Source organism: Aeromonas sp. ASNIH4 (assembly GCF_002934425.1).
Taxonomy (GTDB): Bacteria; Pseudomonadota; Gammaproteobacteria; order Enterobacterales; family Aeromonadaceae; genus Aeromonas; species Aeromonas hydrophila.
The window spans coordinates 3,638,089-3,663,128 of sequence record NZ_CP026217.1 but is presented as its reverse complement, the minus strand read 5'-3'; the positions used below and the strand labels follow the sequence as shown (position 1 = coordinate 3,663,128).

General features: G+C 57.5%; 20 protein-coding genes and 3 tRNA genes. 6 read left to right on the top strand and 17 right to left on the bottom strand.

All coding sequences use genetic code 11. From position 1 onward, the window contains the following. Nucleotides 1–1,362 carry a prephenate-dependent tRNA uridine(34) hydroxylase TrhP gene (gene trhP / locus C2U40_RS16850; RefSeq protein ID WP_103828708.1) on the bottom strand — a complete coding sequence of 454 codons (1,362 nt, stop codon included), beginning with the start codon at nt 1,360–1,362 and terminating at the stop codon, nt 1–3. Between the two features lie 230 nt (nt 1,363–1,592). After that, entirely contained in the window at nt 1,593–2,330 is a 738-nt protein-coding gene (locus C2U40_RS16845; protein WP_103828707.1) for an EAL domain-containing protein, read from the bottom strand. 227 nt (nt 2,331–2,557) lie between these two features. Between C2U40_RS16845 and C2U40_RS16840 the strand changes: the two genes are divergently transcribed. The 4 genes from C2U40_RS16840 to C2U40_RS26210 all read left to right on the top strand — a co-directional run bounded on the left by C2U40_RS16840 (nt 2,558) and on the right by C2U40_RS26210 (nt 7,533). Beyond that, on the top strand, nt 2,558–3,280 hold the full coding sequence (locus C2U40_RS16840; RefSeq protein ID WP_103828706.1) for a hypothetical protein: 723 nt from the start codon (nt 2,558–2,560) through the stop codon (nt 3,278–3,280). A gap of 30 nt (nt 3,281–3,310) precedes the next feature. After that, on the top strand, nt 3,311–3,802 hold the full coding sequence (locus tag C2U40_RS16835; RefSeq protein ID WP_103828705.1) for a CS1 type fimbrial major subunit: 492 nt from the start codon (nt 3,311–3,313) through the stop codon (nt 3,800–3,802). 68 nt (nt 3,803–3,870) lie between these two features. Next, a complete protein-coding gene (locus tag C2U40_RS16830) occupies nt 3,871–6,312 on the top strand; it encodes a fimbrial biogenesis outer membrane usher protein (RefSeq protein WP_103828704.1) in 2,442 nt (813 codons plus the stop codon). Between the two features lie 21 nt (nt 6,313–6,333). Continuing rightward, the gene (locus tag C2U40_RS26210; protein WP_146054396.1) at nt 6,334–7,533 is read left to right on the top strand and encodes a hypothetical protein; all 1,200 of its coding nucleotides are present in this window, start codon (nt 6,334–6,336) and stop codon (nt 7,531–7,533) included. Between the two features lie 28 nt (nt 7,534–7,561). Here C2U40_RS26210 and C2U40_RS16820 read toward each other — a convergent pair whose 3' ends face one another. Then, nucleotides 7,562–8,200 carry a response regulator gene (locus tag C2U40_RS16820; RefSeq protein ID WP_029301659.1) on the bottom strand — a complete coding sequence of 213 codons (639 nt, stop codon included), beginning with the start codon at nt 8,198–8,200 and terminating at the stop codon, nt 7,562–7,564. Nucleotides 8,201–8,323: 123 nt separating this feature from the next. On the opposite strand from C2U40_RS16820, the gene C2U40_RS16815 reads away from it, so the two are divergent. Beyond that, entirely contained in the window at nt 8,324–11,752 is a 3,429-nt protein-coding gene (locus C2U40_RS16815; RefSeq protein ID WP_103828703.1) for a transporter substrate-binding domain-containing protein, read from the top strand. Here C2U40_RS16815 and C2U40_RS16810 read toward each other — a convergent pair. The 4 genes from C2U40_RS16810 to C2U40_RS16795 form a co-directional block, all read right to left on the bottom strand. After that, complete coding sequence (locus C2U40_RS16810; protein ID WP_233768786.1) at nt 11,714–12,007, bottom strand: hypothetical protein; 294 nt, start codon at nt 12,005–12,007, stop codon at nt 11,714–11,716. The two genes, C2U40_RS16815 and C2U40_RS16810, sit on opposite strands and share 39 nt — an antisense overlap. Nucleotides 12,008–12,141: 134 nt before the next feature. After that, nucleotides 12,142–12,226, bottom strand: a tRNA-Tyr gene (locus tag C2U40_RS16805). 31 nt (nt 12,227–12,257) lie between these two features. After that, a tRNA-Tyr gene (locus tag C2U40_RS16800) sits at nt 12,258–12,342 on the bottom strand. Between the two features lie 31 nt (nt 12,343–12,373). After that, nucleotides 12,374–12,458 (bottom strand) — tRNA-Tyr (locus C2U40_RS16795). Between the two features lie 335 nt (nt 12,459–12,793). Between C2U40_RS16795 and C2U40_RS16790 the strand changes: the two genes are divergently transcribed. Then, nucleotides 12,794–14,026, top strand: a complete 1,233-nt coding sequence (locus tag C2U40_RS16790) for a cysteine desulfurase-like protein (RefSeq protein ID WP_181014919.1) — start codon at nt 12,794–12,796, stop codon at nt 14,024–14,026. A 58-nt stretch (nt 14,027–14,084) separates the two neighbouring features. Here the strand turns inward: C2U40_RS16790 and C2U40_RS16785 are convergent, their stop codons facing one another. The 10 genes from C2U40_RS16785 to C2U40_RS27030 all read right to left on the bottom strand — a co-directional run bounded on the left by C2U40_RS16785 (nt 14,085) and on the right by C2U40_RS27030 (nt 24,934). Beyond that, entirely contained in the window at nt 14,085–15,146 is a 1,062-nt protein-coding gene (locus C2U40_RS16785) for a protein-glutamate methylesterase/protein-glutamine glutaminase (RefSeq protein ID WP_011704959.1), read from the bottom strand. A gap of 10 nt (nt 15,147–15,156) precedes the next feature. Then, nucleotides 15,157–15,627, bottom strand: a complete 471-nt coding sequence (gene cheD / locus C2U40_RS16780; protein ID WP_103828701.1) for a chemoreceptor glutamine deamidase CheD — start codon at nt 15,625–15,627, stop codon at nt 15,157–15,159. 10 nt (nt 15,628–15,637) lie between these two features. Beyond that, nucleotides 15,638–16,441: a CheR family methyltransferase gene (locus C2U40_RS16775; RefSeq protein WP_043124873.1), complete on the bottom strand. Its 804-nt coding sequence runs from the start codon at nt 16,439–16,441 to the stop codon at nt 15,638–15,640. A gap of 56 nt (nt 16,442–16,497) precedes the next feature. Next, nucleotides 16,498–18,666, bottom strand: coding sequence for a methyl-accepting chemotaxis protein (locus C2U40_RS16770; RefSeq protein WP_103828700.1), 2,169 nt, complete (start codon nt 18,664–18,666; stop codon nt 16,498–16,500). Nucleotides 18,667–18,741: 75 nt separating this feature from the next. Further along, on the bottom strand, nt 18,742–19,314 hold the full coding sequence (locus C2U40_RS16765) for a chemotaxis protein CheW (protein WP_016349735.1): 573 nt from the start codon (nt 19,312–19,314) through the stop codon (nt 18,742–18,744). Between the two features lie 12 nt (nt 19,315–19,326). Continuing rightward, a complete protein-coding gene (locus C2U40_RS16760; protein WP_049048463.1) occupies nt 19,327–21,249 on the bottom strand; it encodes a methyl-accepting chemotaxis protein in 1,923 nt (640 codons plus the stop codon). Between the two features lie 15 nt (nt 21,250–21,264). Further along, complete coding sequence (locus C2U40_RS16755; RefSeq protein ID WP_103828699.1) at nt 21,265–23,478, bottom strand: chemotaxis protein CheA; 2,214 nt, start codon at nt 23,476–23,478, stop codon at nt 21,265–21,267. Between the two features lie 26 nt (nt 23,479–23,504). Further along, the gene (locus C2U40_RS16750; RefSeq protein WP_017408761.1) at nt 23,505–23,831 is read right to left on the bottom strand and encodes an STAS domain-containing protein; all 327 of its coding nucleotides are present in this window, start codon (nt 23,829–23,831) and stop codon (nt 23,505–23,507) included. A 14-nt stretch (nt 23,832–23,845) separates the two neighbouring features. Continuing rightward, nucleotides 23,846–24,214, bottom strand: a complete 369-nt coding sequence (locus tag C2U40_RS16745) for a response regulator (RefSeq protein WP_011704967.1) — start codon at nt 24,212–24,214, stop codon at nt 23,846–23,848. Between the two features lie 9 nt (nt 24,215–24,223). After that, nucleotides 24,224–24,934 carry a methyl-accepting chemotaxis protein gene (locus C2U40_RS27030; protein WP_226033577.1) on the bottom strand — a complete coding sequence of 237 codons (711 nt, stop codon included), beginning with the start codon at nt 24,932–24,934 and terminating at the stop codon, nt 24,224–24,226. Between the last annotated feature and the right edge of the window lie 106 nt (nt 24,935–25,040).

Sequence of the window (25,040 nt, the reverse complement as noted above, 5' to 3'; positions counted from 1 at the left end):
TCAGGCGGCCGAGTGCGGCTGACGGGTATCCTGGCGCTCACCGAGGTTGCGCAGCAGGATGCCGTAGTCAACGTCCACTTCCTTCGGCACCGGCACATAGACCACGTGGCCGTTGCCCGGCGCGGTGTCGATGAGCTCGCCCTTGCGATTTTGCATCTGCCCCAGATTGAAGCTGAGGTTGCCCTGCGGGGTCATCAGTTCCAGGCTGTTGCCCACCAGGAACTTGTTCTTCACCTCGACTTCTACCATGTCACCGTTGCGACCGGTGATCTCGCCAACGAACTGCTGGGTGTCGGAGACCGAGTAGCCGTAGTCGTAGTTCTGGTATTCGCTGTGGTTGTGACGGCGCAGGAAGCCCTCGGTATAGCCGCGGTGGGCCAGATTTTCGAGGGTGCCCATCAGACTGCGGTCAAACGGCCGGCCGGCTACCGCATCGTCGATCGCCTTGCGATAGACCTGGGCGGTGCGGGCACAGTAGTAGAAGGACTTGGTGCGGCCTTCGATTTTCAGCGAGTGCACGCCCATCTTGGTCAGTCGTTCGACGTGCTCGACCGCGCGCAAGTCCTTGGAGTTCATGATGTAGGTGCCGTGTTCGTCTTCGAACGCGCTCATGTACTCGCCCGGGCGGTTGGACTCTTCCAGCAGCACCAGCGCATCGGTCGGTTTGCCCAGGCCCAGGGTGTTGTCCGGGCGGATGGCGATGGGCTCCTGACGGTGGACGATCTGGCCCACGTCATCTTCCTTGCCTTCGTGCACCTTGTACTCCCAGCGGCAGGAGTTGGTGCAGGTGCCCTGGTTGGGGTCACGCTTGTTGATGTAGCCGGAGAGCAGGCAGCGGCCGGAGTAGGCCATGCACAGGGCGCCGTGGACGAACACTTCCAGCTCCATCTCCGGCACCTGCATGCGGATCTCCTCGATTTCGTCCAGCGACAGTTCGCGGGAGAGGATGACCCGGGTCAGGCCCATCTGATGCCAGAACTTCACCGTGGCCCAGTTGACCGCGTTGGCCTGCACCGACAGGTGAATAGGCATGTCAGGGAAGGCTTCGCGCATCATCATGATGAGACCAGGGTCGGACATGATCAGCGCATCCGGCTTCATCTCCACCACCGGACGCATGTCGCGGATGAAGGTCTTGAGCTTGGAGTTGTGGGGCTGGATGTTGGCCACCACGTAGAACTGTTTGCCGAGGGCATGGGCTTCGTTGATGCCGAGCTGCAGATTCTCGTGATCGAATTCGTTGTTGCGCACCCGCAGGCTGTAACGGGGCTGGCCGGCATAGACGGCATCGGCGCCATAGGCGTAGGCGTAACGCATGTTCTTGAGGGAACCTGCGGGGGAGAGCAATTCTGGTTTAAACATGGCGGACTCTTCGTATCTGATTGCAAATCAGGACGGCGCCACCTGATGGCGCCGTATGGGTTGAGCTGCGCCGGGAGTGGGTACTGGCTCGGCGCGACCCGATAACGGCATATCCGGGCTGCAGCAGCATGCACTGGATAAACGGGGTGCGAGATTGTACTCGCCCTCACCGCATCATGCAATTTGGCAGGGGAATGTCCCCGGCGCGAGTCGGCGGTCAAAAAAGGGCGTCAGGCCCAGCGAGAGAGGGGGGAGGGCATGGCGTAGGCGTAGCCTTGCTGATAGTCACAACCGAGCCGGTTGGCGATTTCGATGTGTTGCAAGGTCTCGACCCCTTCGCACACCACCTTCATGCCGAGCCGCTGCAGGTACTCCACCAGACCGGTCAGCATGCGCAGGGCATGGGGCGTCTTGCTGGCTTGCAGCAGCAGGGAGCGATCCAGCTTGATGACCTCGTAGGGCAGCGCCAGCATGCGCTGGAAGTTGCACTCCAGGGTACCGAAGTCATCGCAGGCAATATGGGCACCGTGGCTGCGCAGTACCTCGATCAGCGCCCTGTGCCGCCGCTGCAGCGGGGCCTGTTCCAGCACCTCGAACCAGACCTCGATCCCCAGCTTGCGCGCTTGCATCAGCACCAGCAGCAACAGGTTCTGATAGGTCGGGCTGCACAAGGCCGGATTGAGGTTGATGGAGAGCAGATAGGGGCCGGCCTGCGCCAGGGTCGGCAGATCCCGCATGATGGCCCGCAGCATGACGATGTCCAGATGCAGGGATTGCTCCTCACTGAGGGAAGCAAAGTCGATGCCCTGATAGCTCTGCTGGGCCGGCTCCCAGCGTCTGGCCAGCACCTCATAACCCTTGACCTGATGATCCTGACCGATGATCGGCTGATAAAACGGCACCGCAAGCTCGGCGGCCGCGATGCTTGCCATGTCACTTATTGGGTACTCTTCTTGAAATGCAAACATGGCACTCACCTGTTGACGGATATGGCTGCGGATAATACAGGAGAGATGGGATAATGCTCTGTAGGAATCCTCTGATAATACGGCTGAGTTTGCAAAGTCAATATAGGACTTTTCTGATTAACTTCCCCCTAGGTTCTAAATACACTGGCTTCAGTGATATGCAGCTAGTTCGTATTTTTTGATAAATAAATAAAGTCCTGCATTGTGAAGCCCAGTCTGGAACTGTCATGAAGAAAATGTTTTTTATCTTGTCGCTGATATGCAGTGGCAATGCGCTGGCATCAGCTGAAATCAGTATCGGTACGCTCTATGACTATATGTCTGGCCAGCAGAGTACTTATTTAAAACGTATTCGTAATCAGGGTGATGCTACCGCCTTTGTAAAGGTCGCCATTCACGAGATCACCTACGATGCTGCTGGCCAGCCGCAGGAGTCGGCAGAGTTAACCGAGGGGCGTAGAACACTGATTGCTAGCCCCTCCCGCATGATTATTCCGGCCAATGGAGTGCAGGCGACCCGGCTGCTGTTTATGGGAGAGCGGGACAAGGAGCGTTATTTCAGGGTCCGTTTTATTCCTGTGTTGCCAAGGCAGGAGGATGGCTTCGGTCTGGATGCCAATTCGGTCCAGAAGGAACAGCAGCAAGTCTCGGCCGGGGTAAATATATTGACTGGCTTTGGCGCCATTATTTTTGTAATGCCGAAAGAGAGTCGATTTGATACCAAGTTTATAAAGACGGACACCATGACGACAGTCGTGAATAAGGGCAACGCCACCATAGTACTGGATTTCTTTGAAGAGTGTGATGGGCGGAAGAAAAACTGTTCCCCCCCAAGCAAGACCCATCTGTTGCCAAACATGCAGAAGCAACTGATGAAAAAGAGCGATCACCTTTACCGGTTTGAACTGATTGAGGGTGACAAGAGCAGAAACATGGTGATTGGTCACTGATGTTTCTGATATCCGAGAGAGGAGAGAGTAATGAAAGTATGGATAGCTGCGCCCCTGGCCATGCTGGTGTCGGCCAATCTGATGGCTGCCGAACGTATTGAGCATCAGGTCACTGTGACCGCCCAGATCCCGACCGAAGCGTTCTATGTACAGCCGACCGGCGGGGACAACTGGATGAGCACGCCGCAGAAGCTGGCCTACAACCCTTATACCAAGAAGTTGGACAAGCTGAGCAAGCAGCTGGATGCCAAGAGCACCATTGGCGCCATCACCGGTTATCTGACCAACCCGGCGGTGATGGCCAGCGGCAATGACAACATCGCACTGACCGTCAAAATCGGTGGCGTCATCCTGGGCACCACCTCGGCTGAAGTAATGAAGGCTGATGATGCCAGGACTGGCAAGTTACTGGGGCTGGAAGTGATCCCGGCGGATGCCCCGATCGCTGGTTACAAGCCAGGTAACTACCAGGGGGTGGTCAACATGATTTTTGAATCGGAAGCCCCCAAGGGCGGTGCATAAGCCGATTGATGGAGGCTCCCTGTATCGGGGGAGCCTTTTTGTCTGCGCTTAGAAGAGTGAGATAGGTCGTGTCGTATTTCTCTTTCCTGTTGATCCTGGTTGTGCTGTGCGTACCGGCCTGGGCCACGGGGGGAGGCGTCGTACAACCCCTTGATTTGCTGCAACAAGCAGAAGAGTTGCCTGATGGTTTTGCCGATCACTTCTTCGGCGTCCCGCTGGCGGTGCGTATCTTGGTGGATGGGCAGTTGTTGGGAGAAGGCGAGATAGTGCTGAGCAAAGACACCAGCGTGCAACTGCTGGCTCTGACCGATGGCCACGAGAGTGAGCTGGATGAACGTACTCGCCAGCGCTGGAGCAAGGTGCTGGCGGCATCCCATCGACTGGGCCCATGTCAGAATCTGTGTGCGGACGAGGTGCTGGCGCTGGAGTACAGCCTGGAGAATTCCCAATTGTCGGTGCTGACGGCAGGTGCCGAGAAGGGGCAGGTGCTGACCCGTTATTACAACCTGCCCAGTGGGGGCAGTTATGGCGCCCTGTTGCGTAACCAATTGAACCTGACCCAGGGGGAAGGGGATCAGCGCAGTGGCCGTTACAACCTGATGGCACAGGGCAGCATAGGTCAGTGGACCCCACTGCTGGAGGGCGAAGTGAGCCAGTCCGGCAGCGGGCAGGCGGCGCAGCACCATGTGCAGCAACTTTATGCCGAACACGAAGGTACAGGACATTTCTATCGGCTGGGCTACTTCTCGCCCTATGCCCAGGGGCTGGTGCGTCAGCCCACCCTGTTTGGCGGCGGCACTCCGACCGTGCTGGGGGTCATGCTGGGTGACTCCGACACCCTGTTGATAGAGCAGGGCCAGGCCAGTACCACACCTGTCTATGTCACCCCGAGCCGACCCGGCATGGTCGAGATCTATCGAGATGGGCAGCTCATCAACTCGCAGCAGGTGCTCTCCGGCTTGCAGGCGCTGGATACCAAAGTGCTGCCCACCGGCATCTACGAGGTGGAGCTGCGTGTGCTGGAAGATGGTCAGGTGACCGAGCGGCGCAGAGAGATGATCTACAAGCCGATGAACTGGCAAAACCCGGATGAAAGCTGGCGCTTCAACCTGTTTGTGGGCCAGCAGACCCGCTTGTTCAGCAACTGGGAGGAGGACACGGCCCGGCCTCTGAGCAGCGGCGTCATGCTCAACCATCTGCTCACCCCTTCGGTGGTAGTCGGGGCCTCCAGCCAGTATATCGACCAGCGCTGGCAGCATGGTCTCTCTGCCGACTGGAGCTTGGATAAACAGTGGCGGTTGTTTGGCAACCTGATGGCGACCCAGGCGCTCGGCAGCGGCTTCGATCTGCAGGTCTTGTATCACTATGGCGAAGGCAGCCTGGTGCTGAGCCACCAGCAGCAGCGCCAGCAGGGGCAAATGGGGGAGGAGAGCCGTGACCTCAAGCAGAGCAACCTGTCGTTGCAGCAGCGGCTCGATGAGCGCCACTCCGCCAACTTTTATCTGGCACACCAGGTGGGGCGGGGGCTGGGGGCCGATCTGGGCTGGCGTTACAACGGAGAGTTGCTGGGTCAAACAGTGAGCTGGAACCTGACAGTGTTTGACCGGCCAGGTAGCATCAGTACCGATCATGCGAGGGATAGGGGTGGCATGCTCTCCCTAAGCATGAACCTGGGAGGAGAGCGTAGCCTACTGGCCATCGGTATCGGCAGTCGAACCTCTCGCTCCGGTGGGCAGGAGCGCAACGCCTCCCTCGGGTACCAGCAACAGTTGGAGTGGGGCGCACTGCAGAGCGTGGGGGCCAACTTGACTACCGACAGTTACGGCGTCGGCACGGCAGGCTACGCCAGGTTTCAGGGGGAGTTGGTCAGTGGTGATGCCCACCTGCAATCATCCTCCTATAACCGTGCGCTGAGCGGGGGGCTCAACCTCGACAGTACCCTGGCGTTTGGCGATGAGGGCAGCCTGACCATGACAGGTCAATCGCAAGGGTACGAGGCGGGCATGATAGTGGACCTGGAGTCCGATAAGCCCGAGCTGACCCTGCGCGCCGATGACGATCAAGGCAGCAATATCAAGTTGCGGCCCGGTCGCAACCTGATACCCGTTGCCGCCTATCGCAGTGGCGCCGTGCAGCTGGATCTGGCAGAGCACGATGCGCTCTCGGTGAGCATTCGCCCCAACGTGCTGCCCTATCATCTCAACAAGGGGGGGGTGGCCTATCACAAAGTCAGGGTCATGCAGACAGTCACCGTCATCGGTCGATTGTTGGATGAGAAGGGCGATCCCTTGAGAGGCGCCATGGTGGTCAACCACGCGGGCCGCACCGTCAGCGAGGCCGATGGCTTCTTTGCGGTGGAGATGAGCGAACGCAATCCCAGCTTGCAGGTGGAATATCAGGGAGCACAGCAGTGCGATCTGGCGCTGGACACGGCCCGAGCCGAACACCAACAGGCTGTGTTGTTACTGGGTGATCTAGTCTGCAGTGCCCAGGCCTGGGCCAGTCAATAAGTGCTTGAGCAGGAAGAGATAATGAGAGCTGGTGCGATGTACGGATATTGGTGGTTAATAGCAGGCTTGCTCTTTGGATTTCCATGTCAGGCCGCAGTCGTTAAAGTGACCGCTGAATATAAGCCAGCAGTCTATGAGGCTGATAATGGAACCTTTGTTAGCACTACAAAATGTGTAAAAACCAGTGAGGGAATGTGGCTTTCATCCTGTAGTGGCGGTGTAATGTCACTTGATAGCTTGTTATTTTCATTAAAAACTAAAGTAAAGCGAAATGTGAAAAGGGATTTTTCAAATACAAGAGATTCCTTTGTTTCTCTAAGTTCGTTGGGAAACAAAACCATGATTATTACATCTGATAAAGGGCAACAGTTCTCGGTTTTATTTAAGCCTGATAAGTTAGGAGTGCATTTTGATTCTGTTGTCAATCCAAATGATGGCTGGAAGATATACAACACATCCTTTACAAATCCTAGAGGTGGATGTCGCTATCTTGAGCGGCAGGTCGCAGGCTATATTAATCTAACATCTTGGATCGTATTATGGGGAGATGTTGGGGGGAAATCTTGTTATACAGGCCTGTCTGTGGATGGTACATCTGATATACAAGCGATGTTTTTTGGGTTTAAAATAACACCTCCTTCTCCGCTGAAAATGCCAAATGGAATTTATACCGGGTCAATAATTCTCTCTGTAGGCCAAAATAAAGATATCGATCTTGGTAATGGGGTATATGAAGATAATCAACTGATAATAGAATTGACATTAAAAGTTCAACATCAAATAAAGATAGAGTTTCCTCCTGGTGGTGACAAAGTCGTGTTGCAACCTCCTGGTGGATGGCATGACTGGATTTATCGTGGGAAATCACGTATTCCTCCCTATTTGATTGCGGAGTTACCATATCGACTATGGAGTAGTTCAGATTTTAATGTCTGGCTGAACTGCCAGTATGCCATTGGTGAAGTCTGTATGCTGAATAATGAAAGGCTCGGGATGCAAGTCAGACTTGATGTTATTTATGTAAATAAATCCAAAGAAGAGATTCCCTTGAAACATGGCGTCAAGAAATTATTCTCAGCAAGTTTACGAGGCCCATATTTCATAAATGAAGAGCGAAGCATCATATTTAAAGTTCAGGAACCAGTCCTGGCCTTGATGATGGAATATCCGGGCAGCACTTATAAAGGTAATGTAACCCTTATTTATGATGCCGCTATTTAAGGCTCGGGTGATTCACCAAGGTCAAGATTCAGGCCAGCCCTTGCTCTTTGGCATAGTGAAACAGGTCGCTATCGCTTTGCAGGCCGAGGCGTACCATGGCACTCTTTTTCTGGGTGCTGATGGTCTTGACGCTGCGGTGCAGGTACTCGGCCACCTGGGTGACAGACATTCCACTGGCTAATAAACGCACGACTTCGCTCTCCTTGGGGGTAAGTTGACCCAGGCTGGTCTGGTGATCCAGGCCCGCTTCGGCCAGCAGGGTTTTCACTGATCTGCCGATATAGTTGTGGCCAGATAATATTTGACGAATGGCTTCGGATAGTTCGCTGATCACAGCTTTTTTGAGCAGGACACCGCTTACCCCCAATTGGAGCAATGACTGCAAGATGCCGGCATTGTGGATCTGGGTCAGCACCAGAATAGGTAGGGTAGGATAATCTCGTTTCAATTGCTGGATCATGGTCAGCCCATCGCTGCGTTCATCCCCTGGCATACTGAAGTCAGTGATCAATAGATTACAGGGATGTTTCTTTAATGTATTTAAAAGTTCGGAGACTTGATGTGCTTCGGCAACAACTTCGCAACCAGGTTGATTGTGTGCAATAAGGCTGCGGATACCTGCCAGTATCAGTGGATGGTCGTCGGCAAGAATGATCTTGAAAGACATAGGTGAGCCCCATATAAAACAGCGAATAATATTTAAACTACCAAACATCTCATTTCTATACTACTTTGCGCACCGCATTTTTTCGAGCGTTTATATGATGTCATCTTTTTCAGGATTGGCACGATGAGGTGTTCTCATGTGGCTATATCCCGATGCATAATCGTTATACTGGTATTTAATATCAGTATATTCAGTCAACCACTCTTTGCGAAAAAAAACGCGTTATTACCAACAGTAAGTGTCGGGTTACTAGTGGGGGGGTGGGGGCCATTTCAGCAGTGGGATGGCCATAATGCCAGTGGTTTCAGCGTCGCCCTGATCAGCATATTGGCCAAGAACCTTGATTACCGGATTGAGTGGAAAGTATATCCGGACTGGACTCGCCTATATGCGGCCAGTTGTCGTGGTGAGGTCGATATTCTACTGGATGCTTTTCGCGCGGAAGAGCGGGAATGCATTTCATACACGCGCCCTTATTATTCGTCATCGACTGTGGTCGTGGTGCGCCATGACTCTCCTTTCTTCCGTGATGTCAGTGGTTTGAATCAATCTCGTATCGCTATCGAAGCTGGTTTTCTGACCGAAAAGCTGGTTAGGATCCATTATCCCGATGTGTCTCGTATTCTATTTCGGGACTCCAGTTCTGCTTTGCAGGCGGTGCTGGATAAACGAGCCGATGCCTATATTGGCAATTTGCATGTCACGAATCAGTTTATTGCCCAACATCCAGAACTGGCCGTGGTCGCTCAGGCCCCCTTGTTGATGGAGAGCCTTCACCTTGGTATCAGCAAACATAAATCCAGACTGGGAGTCCGGTTTGATACCGCGATTCAGGCGCTGACGGTAGAGGAGCGCAGCGCTCTGGAGCAAAGCTGGCTGGGTGACAGCAGTTTGAGTTTTCAGGGGCACAGCGGTTTTTTACTGCGCCCTGATGAGCGTGAGTGGCTCTCCCGTCTACCTCCCCTTAGGCTGGGTTTTATTCCTGGGTGGGTGCCGTTTTCCTATGCGGATCACGAGGGTAAATTGACGGGGTTGATAGGCGACTATCTGGATGTGTTCAAGGACAAGCTGGGCTTGGCCTATCAATACCGTGTTGATCAGAGTTGGCCAGAGTTGCTGCAGGCATTGCTCCATCAAGACGCTGATATTGCAGTCATTCCTATTCGAATCAGCCAGAGGGTTGCGGGTTGGCAGGTGAGCCAACCTATTGCGTCCTTTCCCGTGGTCATTGCCATGTCTCGTGGTAGCAACACGATCGGTGGTTTTGCCGAGCTGACTGGCAAGCACCTTATCGTGACCGACAGTATGCTGACCGCCGGGCTTAAGGCGCGTATCCCGGATATCCGGATCACGGTAGTACCTGGTCCGGAAGAGGGGCTGGCCATGGTGGCGGCTGGCAAGGGGGATGCTTACATGGGCAATCTGGCGGTGATATCACGGCTTATCAATGAGCGGTTTGATGACTCGCTGCACATAGTGGCGCCCACTCCTTTCAGAGATGAGCTGGCGGTCGCGGTGAGAGATGCCTATGCCCCGCTGCTACCGCTCATCAACCGCGTATTGGCCAGTATGAGTGACAAGGAAAAGCGGCAGATCCGCAATACCTGGTTGGCGGTGAACTACAACGAAGGGATCTCGTGGCACAAGCTGGTCAGCACTTTGATCCCTGTCGGCGCCGGTATCACCCTGTTTATTCTTTCACTCTCTATCGCGTACTTTCACCTGCGCCAGGAGATAACTCGCCGGCGTCAGGTGGAGGCCGATCTGGCCTTTGCGAAGGAGGAGGCTGAGCTAGCCGCCAGGCAGAAGGCTGACTTCCTCGCCACCATGAGCCACGAAATCCGGACCCCCATGAACGGCATCATCGGGATGGCGGAACAGCTGCGTTTTACCTCGCTCGATCCGGAGCAGCGCCAGATGGTGGGCATCATCAATCAGGGGGCGGAAGGACTGCTCCAGCTGATCGGCAATGTGCTGGATTACTCCAAGCTGGATGCCGGCAAGATGGAGTTAGCACCCACCAGCTTTCTGCTGCGTGAGCTCATCGACAGCGTGCTGACAATGACCAGTAGCGAATTGCAGCGCAAAGGGTTGCAACTCTATCTGCGTGTTGATGATGAAGTGGGGGCCCGTTTCTATGGTGATGTGCTGAGGCTCAAGCAGGTGCTGTTCAACCTGGCCAGCAATGCGATCAAGTTCACCGAGCGCGGCTTCATCGAACTGTCGATCAGAGTAGAGGGAGAAACGGATGAAGAGCAGTGGCTGTTGCTTGGGGTGCAGGATACCGGCATCGGCATGAGCGAAGATGTGCAGGCCCGTGTTTTCAATGCCTTCGAGCAGGCGGATGGTGCCACGACCCGCAGCTATGGGGGTACCGGACTTGGTCTCAGTATCAGTCAGACACTGGCGACCTTGATGGGGGGGAGATTGAGGCTAGAGAGTGCCCCAGGGCTGGGTACCCATATTGGCTTGTCTATCCCCCTGGCACTGGAAGCGCGCTATGAGCCGGATCCCAAGCTGGCGGGGCTGAACGTCTTTATGGCATTGCCGGATGGCAAACTGCACCACACGCTACGGTTGCATCTGCTGTCGCTGGGGTTGCGGCTGTGTGAGGCCCCACAGGGCGCGCACTTGTTGTTTGGCGACCTGAATGAGCCGACCGCCATCCGGGTCGCGCCGCTTGGCAACGTGCTGGGTTATCAGCTTCGTGATGATGGTCATTATTGCCTCAACAGTAATCCCCTGATCTGGCAGGCCGTGAGGGATGTCTGTTATCGCCAGCTGGGCCTGGCCGAGCAACTGTCGTCCGATTTTTCGTCAGTTGGAGCAGATGAACCATTGTTGCCACAGCGATTGCTGGTCGTCGAGGATCACCACCTGAATCAGGTTTTGGTGCAGCGCCAGCTCAAACAGCTCAATCTGCAGTGCGATCTGGCTGAGAATGGTCGACAGGCGCTCGCCATGCTGACTTTTCATCGCTATGACCTGATCCTGTGCGATTGCCAGATGCCGGTGATGGATGGTTATGAGTTTACCCGTCGGGTGCGGGCCACAGAGGGGCTGGCACAACTTCCCATCATTGCCATGACGGCCAATGTGTTGCCGGAGCAGGCGCAGCGTTGTCTGGCGGCCGGCATGAATGATGTGCTGGGCAAGCCCGTACTCATGGACGGACTGCGCCAGATGCTGATGAAGTGGCAGATATTGCCGGTACCCAGGTTGCTCGACATCAACCTGTTACAGGCAGCATTTGGTTCTTCCTTTGAGACAATGCTGGTGTCGTTTCGTCAGGAGCTGGAACAGTCCCTTGGCTTGAGCCATAAGGATGACAAGGCGCTTGCAAATTGGGTGCATCGACAGGCGGGAACGATAGCCATGATGAGGGTTGACGGAGTAGCAGAGCAGGCATGGCATCTGGAAGAGCAAATCCGCAAAGATGGGCGTGCAGGATGCGAGGGGGAGTTGATGAAATTTCGCGATGTTTTGCAACAACTTGTCGATGAGCTAGCGACTCTATCCCGAGACTGTCGTCAGCCTGCTGTGGCTCTCTGATGACAACGCAGGATGACCGGAGGAGGGGACGGGCTGTACGGCCTGTGCCAGCCAGGCCCAATCGAGCAGGGGGGTATCGGCCTTGAAGCGCTGATAGGCAAGGCCCTGGTTGACGGTCAGAAACAGGGTGGTCGGCAGGCCGATGCGGTTGATGTAGCGCACCATCACCTCGCCGTGATAGGAGCTCAGCCGTTGTTGCAACTGCGGCAGACTCAGCCCGGTTGCCTGTCCCTCTTCATCCCAGATCTCGAACATGGTCATGTCTCTTGATGTGATGGCAATACTGTTTCCAAAAGCGGGCCGGCAGGCAATTGTCAGATCTGACAGTGTCAAATGGATAGAAGCGTGAAAAGCGAAAACCCGGCACTGGGCCGGGTTTTCTTGAATGATGGTGGAGGGAGAAGGATTCGAACCTTCGAAGGCAGAGCCGTCAGATTTACAGTCTGATCCCTTTGGCCGCTCGGGAACCCCTCCACAGGGGCCTTGCATATTGTGTTCAGGAAGATGGTGGAGGGAGAAGGATTCGAACCTTCGAAGGCAGAGCCGTCAGATTTACAGTCTGATCCCTTTGGCCGCTCGGGAACCCCTCCACGGGGTATTTTCCTGATTGTTGCACTTGAATGGTGGAGGGAGAAGGATTCGAACCTTCGAAGGCAGAGCCGTCAGATTTACAGTCTGATCCCTTTGGCCGCTCGGGAACCCCTCCCCAAGTGCGAGGCGCATACTATCAGATCTTCGCTCTTTGTGAACCCCTGGTGGGCCTATCTGGCGATAAAAAAGTGCCATTCGGTCATTTTTTGATATTTGTCGCTCATTTTTCACGCTTATCAACGACTTCCCTGTCGCTGTCAGACCGGATCCAGGACTCATCGCGGGTGTGAAACATCATCAGACAACATGCACCGAGTAGCGTTTTGTACTGAAAAAATCACCTTCTCTTCTAAGTGTGATGGCTGACCGCTTCCTTGATGGACATTGCTGCTGCCGCATTTTACTCTCGCCATGTTATTCAACTGTTAACATGGATTGTGGACTCTCCCTATGCAGGCTCTCGATATCGCCGTGTTGCGCGGCCAGTTTCCCGCTCTCAATCAGCTGGTTGAGGGCAAAGCCCCCATCTTCTTCGATGGCCCCGGCGGCGCTCAGGTGCCACATGCCGTACTCACCGCCATGACCGATTACCTCGGTCACTTCAACGCCAATCTGGGCGGCCCCTTTTTCTCGGCCAGGGTGACCGAGCAGCAGGCGCTGCGGGCCAGGCAGGCGGTGGCTGCGTTGCTGGGGGCTGAGCGGGCAGAGGAGATAGTGTTCGGCGCCAACTTTACCACCCTGACCTTTGCGCTCAGCCGAGCGCTGGCGCGGGAGTGGCAGGCCGGTGACGAGATCATCGTCAGCGCGCTCGATCACTACTCCAACGTTTCCAGCTGGCAGCAAGCGGTGGCGGATCGTGGCGTGGTGGTGCATCAGGCAAGAGTGGACGTGGCCACCGGCGGGCTGGACTATGAGCATCTGTGCAGCCTGCTGGGGCCCAAGACCCGGTTGGTGGCGGTGACGGCGGCCTCCAATACTACCGGCACTCTGGTCGATATCCCTCGCATCGCCGATGCGGTGCACGGGGTAGGGGCTTTGCTTTATGTGGATGCGGTTCACTTTGCGCCCCACGAGCGTATCGATGTGCAAGCCTGGGATTGCGATTTTCTGGGGTGTTCCGCCTACAAGTTCTTCGGCCCGCACCTCGGCATTCTCTACGGCAAGCATCGCCACCTGACGCATTTCACCCCCTACAAGGTCGAACCGGCCAAAAACGTGGCGCCCTACAAGTGGGAGACCGGCACCCAGAGCTGGGAAGCACTGGCCGGGGTGGAGGCTACCGTCGAATACCTGGCCTCCTTGTCCGGGTTGGACGGCGCAGAGCATGAGCTGGAGGAGCGCCTCGATCTGGCGTTTGTCCGCAGCCAGGCCCATGAACGCCAGCTCAGCGAGCATCTGCTGGCCAAGCTGGCCGAGCGGCCCTGGTTCACCCTGCACGGCATTCACGACAGCCAGGGGCGCACCCCGACCTTCGCCCTGACGTCAAACCGCCATACCTCGGCCGAGATGGCCGAGTTTTTGGGGCAGCATCAGGTATGCAGCTGGGCCGGCCATTTCTATGCCTTGGCACTGGTTGAGCAACTGGGTGTGAGCGATGGGGTGCTGCGCATAGGCTGCATGCACTACAACACCTCGGCCGAGATTGACCGCCTGTTTGCCCTGCTCGACGATATGCCGCATTGACAGAAAACAGCCCGGTCATGCCGGGCTGTGTCGTCTCATCTTATCTCTCTGTTGCCTGCTAGCGGCCCACGATGGCGTGATGGATATCCTGCAGCGGCAAGACATGGCGGGCGGCGCCAAGCTTGATGGCCTCCTTGGGCATGCCGAAGACCACGCAGGAGGCCTCATCCTGAGCGAAGGTATTGGCGCCCGCCTCCAGCATTTCCCGCAAGCCGCGGGCGCCGTCATCCCCCATCCCGGTCATGATGATGCCGGTAGCATTGCCGCCGGCAAACTTGGCCACCGAGCGAAACAGCACGTCCACCGAAGGGCGGTGGCGGTTGATGAGGGGGCCGTCCATCACGTCGACGTGATAGTAGGCGCCGCTGCGTTTGAGCAGCATGTGCTTGCCGCCGGGGGCGATCAGCGCCAGCCCGGGGATCACCCTGTCATTGCTCTTGGCTTCCCGCACTTCTATCTGACACAGGCTGTTGAGCCGCTCGGCAAACGAAGCGGTGAACTTCTCCGGCATGTGCTGCACGATGACAATGCCGGGGCAGACTCGGGGCAGGGTGGTCAACACAGCTTCCAGCGCCTGGGTGCCGCCGGTGGAGGTACCGATTGCCACGATCCGCTCGGTGGTCTGGGCCATGGCATGCTGGCTGGCGGCGGGCATGATGGCGTCGGCGTTGAGCTTGGGGGCGACGCTGGGGGCGGGCACTTTGGCCAGTCGTCTGACATTGGCCTGGGCGGCGGCGCGTACCGCCATGGCCAGCTCTTGCGCCGACTCCTGCAGAAAGCTTTTCAGGCCGACGGTGGGCTTGGTGATGATGTCCACGGCGCCGGCGGCCATGGCCTGCAGCGTGGTCTCTGCTCCCTTCTCGGTCAGGGAGGAGCAGATGACCACAGGGGTAGGGTGTTCGGCCATGATCTTGGTGAGGAAGGTGATGCCATCCATGCGCGGCATCTCCACGTCCAGCACGATCACGTCCGGCCACTCCTTCTTCAGCTTCTCCAGTGCAAACAGCGGGTCAGACGCGGTGGCGATGACCTTGATATCCGGCTCCTGCTCGAGAATGGCCTGCAATACCTGCCTGACCACGGCGGAATCATCCACCAGCATGACCTTGATCTGTTTCATTCCCGTCCCCTTAGCGATGTGGCAAGCGGTGATGACGCACCCAGACATTGCCGTTGGCCAGCTCAAAAATCAGGCTTCTGTGTCCCGCATGGCCAAGATGGTGGGCCTTGATGGTGAGGCCCAGATGCTGGGTCAGTTGCCAGGCGGCCTTGATGTTTCTGATGGCCACATTCATGGTGTTGAGCGTTTGTTGTTCGATAAACATGTTGCCGCCGCCAAAGAGCTTGACCTCGTATTCGTGGATGGGGGCGGGATATTTGCTTATCTCATTGATAAATAGCTGAATTGCTTCATCGGCATAGCGACCGTCCAGACTCATGGTGTTGTGACCGCGGCTGGGCAGCATGTAGTGGCACATGCCGCCTCGCTTCTGTTCCGGGTGCCACATGGTAATGGCCACACAGGAACCAAGATGGGTGCGGATGATGGTGTCATCCTGCCCAAAATAGAATTCTCCGGGTTGCAGCGAGACCTCTCTCATATTGAAACCCTTATGGTTTCAGATAGATGGAAGGCGATACCAGTTGCAGGCCATGAGGCAGACCGTTCAGGCTCTCGGCATGACTGACGATGAGATAGCCCCCTTTGCGCAGGCGCGGCACCAACCGTTGCAGTACCTGGGCCTTGGTCTCCCGGTTGAAATAGATCATCACGTTGCGGATCAGGATGACGTCGAACTGCCCGATGTCGGGCAGTTCCTGATTCAGATTGATGTGATGAAACTGCACCTTCTCGCGCAGCTTGCGATCGATGATGAAGGTGCCCTCCTGAAAACCGACCCCTTTCAGGCAGTACTTCATCAAAAATGGCAGCGGGATGTTGTGGGCCCGCTCGATGGGATATTGCCCGGCTCTGGCCTGCTCCAGCACCCGGGTCGAGATATCCGAGGCGATGACCTCCCAACTGCCATGGTTCAGATTGTCGGCCAGGGTCATGGCCAGGCTGTAGGGCTCTTCACCGGAAGAGCTGGCCGCGCTCCAGATCCGCACCGCCCGTTCTTTTGGCAGTTGTGCCAATACCTTGTTGCCAAGAAATTCAAAGTGCTTGGGTTCGCGGAAAAAATAGGTCTCGTTGGTGGTGAGCAGATCGAGTGCGACCTGCAGCTCTGCCCCCCGGTTATTCATGATCAGGCTGAAATAGTCGCCGTAGCTCTCCAGCTCGTAGTGGCAGAGCCGCTTTGACAGGCGGCTGGCGACCAGGGCCTTCTTGGCCGGTGACAAGTCGATACCCGCCGTCTGGTGGATCCAGCGTTGAAACTGCGCAAATTCATCATCATGCAACTGGGTCTGATACACGCGCAAACTCCCTGCGGTGAGCGGGATGCGGGTGAGCTTGGCCCACCCGCATCAGGCTAGAAGCGGATAAAGTCGGCGTCATTGTGAGGGCGTGGCGTGGTGCCTACACCTTCCTGGCCATTGCCCTCGTGCATGAAACGCCCCCGTGGGCCACCACGGGCCGGTGCCTTCTGGTTGGCGCCGTGCTTGTGCTGTTCCAGCGTGAAGAACTCCATCGCCAATTGCAGCTGTTCGGCCTGGCTGCTCATCTCCTCGGCTGTGGCGGCAAGCTCCTCACTGCAGGAGGCATTTTGTTGAGTGACCTGGCTCAACTGATTCATGGCGATGTTGATCTGGCTGACGCCGGTGGACTGTTCGGCGGAGGCGGCGCTGATCTCCTGCACCAGATCCGAGGTCTTGTTGATGGAGGGCACCATCTGATCGAGCAGACGGCCCGCCTTCTCCGCCATGTCGACACTGCTAGAGGCCAGCTCGCCGATCTCCTGGGCCGCGACCTGACTGCGCTCCGCCAGTTTGCGCACTTCGGCAGCCACCACGGCGAAGCCCTTGCCGTGATCCCCGGCCCGGGCAGCTTCGATGGCGGCATTGAGGGCCAGCAGATTGGTCTGGTAGGCGATGTCGTCGATGATGCCGATCCGCTTGGCGATCTGCTTCATGGCATCGACCGTGAGCTTGACGGCCTCACCGCCTTCCACGGCCTCCTTGGCGGCCTTGCTGGCCATGCCATCGGTGACCTGGGCATTATCGGTGTTCTGGTTGATGCTGGCGCTCATCTGCTCGATGGAGGCGCTGGTCTCTTCCATGCTGGAAGCCTGTTCGCTGCTTGACTGGCTGATGGATTGGGCGGTGGCGCTGACCTGTTCGGCCGCGCTGGAGAGATTGTCAGATGCGCCCCGCACTTCGGTGACGATATTGGTCAGCGAGACGATGGTCTGGTTGAGGGAGTCCTTGGTGGTGCCAAATACACCGGGGTAGTCGGCCTCGACCTGCTGGGTCAAGTCGCCTCTGGCCAGGGATTGCACCACCCGGATCACGTCGTTGAGGCTGGTGTCGATCACCTCCGCGATGCGATTGATGCCCTCTCCCAGGGTCTGGAAGAAGCCATTCTTGCCGGTCAGATCCATGCGGCGGTGCAGTTCGCCGTTGATCACCGCCTGCACGATTTCCGACATCTCCCGCTCGATGGCGACTTCTTTGGTGCGATCCGACCACTCGACCACGGAGCCCAGTCGTTCGCCATCGTCACCAAATACCGGATTGGCGATGAGCGAGAAGGTGCGCCCGCCGAGCAGGATCTGGGTGCGATAGGTATTGTTCAGCTTGGCCAGCATGCTGCGCTGATGGCCCGGATTCTTGTGGAAGCTGTCGATGTTGGCCCCCATCAGGGTGGCTGAATTGAAGTTGTAGAGTTCTTTGCGAATATCCGCTTCAGCCAGGCTCAGCATCTCTTTGACGGATTCATTCATGTAGATGATGTTGAGATCGGTGTCGGCGATCATCACGTTGGTGCTGGCGCCATCAAGCGCCTTCTTGACGCGCAAACTCTCTGCGGCGGCGATCTTGGCCGCTGCGCTGGCTGCCTTCATCTCGTTCTCGATGGCGATCTCCTTGGTCCGATCGGCCCACTCGACAACGGAGCCAAGCCGTTCACCGCCATCGTTGAAGACCGGATTGGCGATCAGCGAGAAGATGCGCCCCCCGACGGTTATCTGGGCGCGATAGGTGCTGTTCAGCTTGGCCAGCATGCTGCGCTGATGGGAAGGATCTTTGTGGAAGGTATCAATGTTCTTGCCCATCAGCTGTCTGACATCAAAATTGGGCAGATCCTTGCGAATGTCCGATTCGGCCTGGCCCAGCATGGCGAGCACGGCTTCATTCATATAGACGATGTCGAGATTGGTATCGGCGATCATCACATTGGTCGAGGCCCCATCCAGCGCCTTGCGGACTCGCAGGTTTTCGTCATACAGGGTCTGGTTGGCACTGATGGTGGCGAGGGTGTTGCTAAGGCGCTCCCCCAGCAGTGACAGCACGGTATTGAACTCCTGACAGAGTTCCCGCAGCGGACCGCTGAGCGAACCCAGCTCCAGCTGGGCTGATTGGTCGCCTTGTTTGATCCCCTGCTGGAGCGATCGGGTTGCACCAATGAGCTGGAGCAGTTGTTCCTGCAGCAAGGCATGAGCGCTGCCGTTGCCGAACAGATTGCCAAAAAATGATTGAGTCATGAGCCTTATCCTTGTGCGACATGTCATTGCTGTGTGGTGTGGTGAGCGAGACTCTTGTTGCTTGTTACGCCTGAATCACGGTGTCTGTGGCTTCTGTTCCAGCAACCGCTCCTGCTGCTGGGTCAGTTCGCTGAGCTGTGCCATTTCGTCGATGGAGAGCACCTTCTCGGTATTGATGAGGATGACGAATTTGCCATTTACCTTGCCCATGCCGCTGATAAAGTCCGCCCGGATGCGCGCCCCGAAGCTCGGTGGCGGCTCTATCTCATTGCAGGGAATGGTCAGCACTTCGGAGACGGAATCCACCACCACGCCGATGTCCTGATTGCCGTGTTCCGGATCGTCCGGATGCACTCCCTCGATAATGACGATGCAGCTGCGGCGGGTGATGCTGGAAGGGGCATTGCCAAAGCGGGCATTGAGATCCACCACCGAGACCACGGCTCCCCTGAGGTTGATCACGCCGCGGATGAAGCTCGGCATCATGGGGATGGGGGTGATGTTGCCGTATTCGATGATCTCCTTGACCCCGAGAATGTTGATGGCAAACATCTCGCCGTTGATGAGAAAGGTCAGGTACTGGGCATCGCCCTGGTTATCAGGGGCCAGCGTGCCAGGCTGGACGGCCACTTCGGTAGACATGCTCATGGGGCTCTCCGGTTAAAAACGGACAAAATCGGCCTCGTCAACCTGAGGTTGCGCCGCCGTATTGCCGTGCAGTGGGTGCTGGGTCGGCATGACAAATTTGCCTCTGGGGGGCAATCCTTTATGTCCGCTCTCGTGAGTCCTTGCCGGTTTATTCAGGTTCTCCAGCGAGAAAAAATCCATGGTTTGCTGCAGCTCGTTGGCCTGAGAGCTCATCTCTTCGGCCGTGGCTGCCAGCTCCTCGCTGCTGGCGGCGTTTTGCTGGGTTACCTGATTGAGCTGGCTCATGGCGAGGCTTATCTGGTTGGCTGCGCTGGCCTGCTCACCGGAGGCGGCATTGATCTCCTGCACCAGATCGGAAGTCTTGCGAATGGAGGGCACTATCTTGTCGAGCAGGCTGCCCGCCTTCTCGGCTGTATCGACGCTGCTCGATGAGAGCTCGCCTATCTCCTGAGCCGCTATCTGGCTGCGTTCGGCCAGTTTGCGGACCTCGGCGGCCACCACCGCGAACCCCTTGCCGTGTTCACCGGCCCTTGCTGCTTCGATGGCGGCGTTGAGTGCCAGCAGATTGGTCTGGTAGGCAATGTCGTCGATGATGCTGACCTTGCGGGCGATCTGCTGCATCGCTGCCACCGTCTGCTGGACCGAGCGGCCACCTTCGGTGGCTTCAAGCACGGCACTGCTGGCCATGTTGTCGGTGACCTTGGCGTTGTCGGTGTTCTGGTTGATGCTGGCGCTCATCTGTTCGATGGAGGCGCTGGTCTCTTCCACGCTGGCGGCCTGTTCGCTGGTGGCCTGGCTCAGGGACTGGGCCGTGGTACTGACCTGATTGGAGGCATTGGTCAGGTTGTCGGCGGCGTTGCGCACTTCTTCGATGATGGCGGTCAGCGCCTCTATGGTGCTGTTGAGGCCATCCTTGGTCTGGCCAAAAATGCCCGGATAGGGTTGTTCTATCTTCTGGGTCAGATCACCTCGCGACAGGGCTGTGGCGATGCGCATCACATCGTTGAGGCTGGTGTCGGTGACGTTGGATAGGCGGTTGAGCAGTTCGGACAGCCGCTTGATGTAGCCTTGGCGTCCGTCCAGTTCGATCTTGTAACTGAAGTTTCCCTGCTCGACGGCGGCAGTCACCAGGGTCTCGATGTCGTTGATGAGTGCGGTCAGCTTGTTGACCATGTTCTGCATGGCCAGCAGCAGTTGTCCGGCTTCGTCGTGGGCTCCGATGTCGATGGTCACGTCGAGGTTGCCTTCGGCCAGGTGGTTGGCTACCTGCAGTGCCTGGTTGATGGGAGAGATGATGCTGCGGATAAGGACGATGCCAAACCAGGCGGCAGCCACCATGCCTGCGGCAACGACCGCCAGCATGGTGAGCAGCATGACGTCGTACCAGGCCTGCGCCTGCTCGTACTCGGATTTGGCGACGTCGAGCTGCAGGCTGACCAGCTCGGTTATCTTGCCGCCGATGGGGTCGATGGAGCTGTAAAGCTTGCCGTCAAATTCGTTGAGCATGCCGGTGACGACACCGCGCTGGGTCGAGAGAAACGCTTCCAGCCGGGTGATATCCCGGTCCGCTGCGCTGAACAGGCTGTTGGCCTCGGCTGACAGCTTCTGCTCGGCTTCGGTCAGCTTGGTGGCCTGGTAATGCTGCCACTCCAGCTTGATCTGCTGCTGGGCATGCTGGATCTGCTGCCGCGCCTCTTCGGCACTGATGAGGCCCGCATTGGCCTTGTTGACGTTGTCGATGATGGCGACGGCATAATTGTCTGAGATGGTCTTGAGCTGTTTGAGCGGTACCACCCGATCGTTGTAGACCCGCTGCAGACCCTTGTTGCTGCTCTGCATGTTGTAGAGCCCCAAGGCACCCACTCCCAGCAGCAGTGCGCAGAGCAGGCAGAGTAAAATGGTGAGTCGCAGCTTGATGGTGGAGTTTTTGAACATGACAGGCTCCTGGCGTTAATTGACTCTAGGTTGGGTTTGCAGACGTGGAATGGCGTACTGGCTCAGCTGGCCCAGCTCCTGCTCGATGGCGTGCTGAATGAGAGAGGGGATATCCAGAATGAGGGCAACTTCACCGCCTCCCAGGATGGTGGAGCCGCTGATCCCCTGCAGGCGCTGGAACAGCTTGCCAAGCGGCTTGATGACGGTCTGGAATTCACCCAGCAGCTCGTCGACCACCAGGCCGGATTTCTTGCCGCCGTGGCTGACGACCACGATGTTTTCCCGGCGGCCTCTGGTGCCCTCGACATCGAAATAGTGCTGCAGCCGGACAAAAGGCAGCACTTCCCCGCGCAGATTGATGTAGTTGCGACCCTGGGTATCGGCCAGCGCGCTCTGGGTCAGCTCCACACATTCGATCACCATGTCGAGAGGGATGACGTAGTGGGTCGTACTGACGCGCACCAGAAAACCATCGATGATGGCCAGAGTGAGCGGCAGCCGGATCTGGACCCGGGTGCCGAGGCCGGGTTTGCTGTCGAGTTCGACACTGCCGCGCAGGGCCTGGATGTTGCGTTTGACCACATCCATGCCCACCCCGCGGCCGGAGAGATTGGTGATGGCCTCTGCCGTGGAGAAGCCGGGTTCGAAGATGAGCTGGTAGATCTCCTGATCCGTCAGGGTGGTATTGGTGGTCACCAGGCCGCGTTCTTGCGCCTTTTGCAGGATCCTGGCCTTGTTGAGGCCGGCGCCATCGTCCTGGATTTCGATGACGATGCTGCCGGAGTCGTGATAGGCGTTGAGAGTCAGGGTGCCTCGTGCCGGCTTGCCGGCGGCCACTCTTCTTTCAGCCGATTCGATGCCGTGGTCCATGGCGTTGCGTACCAGGTGCATCAAGGGGTCGCCGATCTTCTCCACCACCGATTTGTCCAGTTCGGTATCGCCGCCGGTGATGACCAGGGCGATGTCTTTGTCCAGTTCATGGCTGACATCCCGCACTACCCGCTGGAAGCGGTTGAAGGTATCGCCGATGGGCACCATGCGCAGGCGCAGCGCCCCATCCCGGATCTCTTCGACCAGCATGGCAATGGTGGAGTTGGCCTCCTGTAGCTGGCTGTCCCGTGAACGCTGGGCCAGCAGGTTGGCTCCCGAGCTGGCGACTACCAGTTCGCCCACCAGATTGATCAGGTCATCCAGCTTGTCGGCATGGACCCGGACATAGCGTCCCTCCTTGTTTTTGCTCTCCTTGTTCTGGCTCTGCTTCTTGAGCGCGGCATCCACCACCACCTCGCTGACGGCACCTTGGGCAATCAGGATCTCTCCCAGTTTGCCGGCGTCGGTCTGCGGCTGTTCATGCTGGGCTTGCAGCCCGAGTACCAGCTCGCTGGCCGTCAGGGCGCCGGTCTTGACCAGCAGCTGCCCCAGCATCTCGTTGTCTTCCGGCAGGGCGTTGATGAGGTCGATGTACTCGGCCAGCTTGCTGTGGGGCGGGATAATGGTGATACGACAGTCATCGCGGACAAATTCGAACACATCGCTCAGGGCATTCTTGTCGGCCTGGGTATCCAGATCGAGTTCGTAGCCCAAGTAGCAGCTCTCCGGATCGAAATGTTCCCAGTCGGGCAGAGCATGGTGAATGGTCTCGATGGCGCAGAGGGTACCCATGGTGCCGAGGTAGCGCAGAAAAGAGGTGGGATCCATGCCGTTGCGCAGCACATCCGGGCCAAAGCGCAGGGAGATGTGCCACAGAGACGTGGCGCTGACATGACCCTCCTCCTTGCTGACCGGGCTGGTCTCGGCTGGCGGGTTGCGTTCCGGCAGGCCGGCTTGGCTGGTGGTTTGATGGCGTGCCAGGTTGCTTCTCAGTTGTACATCCTGAGCCTGCTCATCTGCACCGAGTGCTTCCCCTTGCTCGGCCACCAGGCTGACCAGGCGTTCGATGTGATCCCGGCTCTCCAGCAGATCCTTGATGAGTGCTTCACTGATCGCCAGCTGCTGGTTGCGCACCTGATCGAGCAGATCTTCGACGATGTGGGTAAAGCTGACGATGGGTTGCAGGCCAAACAGGCCGGCAGAGCCCTTGATGGTGTGGGCTGCCCGGAAGATGGCGCCGATGAGCTCGCTATTGTCCGGCTCGTTTTCCAGCGTCAGCAGTGCGGACTCCATCTCCTCGAGCAGCTCACGCGCCTCGGCGATGTAGGTTTGCAGGGCCTGATCAAGATTGATGCTCACGAATGACTCCTTGTCCGCGGAACCAGCTAGGCGTGATCGGGGTGGGGGATGAGGGTGGGATCGCCGAAGAAGGTTGCCAGTTGGCACAGCTCAAGGGCATCGAGTACCGCATGGCTGTGCATCACCAGATGCAGTGGATAGCCGCCCTGCAGCGCCGTCTTCTTGGCGGCCAGCAGCAGTTGCAGACCGGCACTGTCCATTTCGCTGACCTGGGAAAGATCCAGCTCCAGCTCTTGCTGGCGATAGAGCAGGGGAGTGAGCGCCTGTTTGAGCTCGGCTGCGGTATAGATGGTCATCTCACCCGCAATGGCCACAACTGTCTTCTCTTCGCCCGTTTCGATATGCAGCGGCATGAATGCCTCCTGACTCAGGGCATGATGAGCTTGGCGACGGCTGCCAGCATCTGGTCCGGCTGGAACGGCTTGACCACCCAGGCCTTGGCTCCCGCAGCCTGTCCTTCCTGCTTCTTGCTGTCCTGGGACTCGGTGGTCAGCATGATCACCGGGGTGAACTTGTAGCTGGCCAGCTTCTTGGCCTCCTTGACGAAGCTGATGCCGTCCATGTTCGGCATGTTGACGTCGCTGATGATGAGGTTGATCTTCTTGCCGTCGAGTTTCTTGAGGGCGTCCTTGCCGTCACAAGCCTCCATCACCTCGTAACCGGCGCCCTTGAGCGTCATGCCGACGACCTGGCGTATGGTTGCCGAGTCATCCACGATCAGGACTGTTTTGGCCATATCTCTCTCCTAGAAAAAAGTGACATCAGCGTTGCTGGATGGGGTTGCCGTCGGGGTTTTGCGACCGTGATGGATATTGCGCTGCTCATCGGTGGCATATGAGAGTTCCATGTCTGCCAGCCAGCTCTCTGCATCGATTTGGATGGGGCCGGACTGGTGCGTTCTGGTGCGCGACGAGATCAGGTGATCGTTGAGGCTGTCCATGTTTTGACGAACATGGCCAAGGATTTGACTGACTCTATCCTGGAACTGTAACGACACGATGACATCGGAAATCTCACGGTGGATCCCGGTACTCTCGCTCTGCAGCAGGGCAGCCGACTCGGCCAGGCTGGTGGTGGCCATCCGAAAGCGCTCCAGCACCTGTTCGATGGCGTGCTCGGCGTCGCTGACGGCGGCCTGATCCCGCCCTGCCGCGCTCTCGGCAATCTGGAAGGCCCGGCCGATGCCGGTGTTGATGGTATCGACCTTGTCGGTCATCTTCTGGGCGGTCTCGCTGGAGAGGCGCGACAGGGTGCGCACCTCGTCCGCTACCACCGCGAAGCCACGACCAGCTTCACCGGCCCTGGCCGCCTCGATGGCGGCGTTGAGGGCAAGCAGGTTGGTCTGGGAGGCTATCTTGGCCACGTCGAGCGCCATGGTGTTGAGTTCGATGGTGTAGGCGGTGAGGGTTTTTATCTCTGCCAGCATGGCGTCACGGTTGGCCTGGGTGGAGTGCATGATGGCGACGACCTGGTTGAGCTGGGCCTGGCTCTCGGCCAGCACGGCGGCCATGCCGGCGGATTTCTCGCCGCCCAGATCCCCGGCAGCGTTGTGGGAGGCGGCG